Raw genomic sequence first — 420 nt, 5'->3', positions numbered from 1 at the left:
GACGTATCGTCCAACGTCGAGCCCGCATCCATGTCCAGCGTATTGCCGCTGGCCGTTTCCGTCACCGAGCTGCCATCGCCCAGTTCATCGGTATCCTTGGTACCAGACAGCGTGATACCCGTGCCGTCCAGCGTCAGCGCGCTGGAGTTGGAGGTGATCGAAAGCGCTGTCCCGTCGACGATATCTGCCGCACTGCTGTCGATAAGCGTCAACGATGCATTGTTAGCATCGATCGTGTTGTCGGTCGCAGTGATCTGGTCGCCATTGTTGGCAGCGACAGCATTCCCGCTACCCACCAAGTCCAGGCTCGAACCGGCATCCAGCGTGATACCCGCATCGCCATTGGCATTGATCGTATCCAGATAGCTGCTGCCGCCATCGTTACTGATCTGGATCGTACTGCCCGTATCGGCGTTGATC

At 58.3% G+C, this 420-nt stretch carries 1 protein-coding gene; it reads right to left on the bottom strand.

Features of this window, described 5'->3' with window-relative positions; all coding sequences use genetic code 11:
- The coding region (locus ISP15_RS18350) for a hypothetical protein (protein ID WP_404549442.1) at positions 1–420 on the bottom strand (420 nt) is incomplete at both ends.

This window comes from Dyella jejuensis (genome assembly GCF_044904675.1).
GTDB lineage: Bacteria > Pseudomonadota > Gammaproteobacteria > Xanthomonadales > Rhodanobacteraceae > Dyella_B > Dyella_B jejuensis.
Note: the sequence above shows the minus strand (reverse complement) of the source record. Positions and strands in the feature narration are given on the sequence as shown.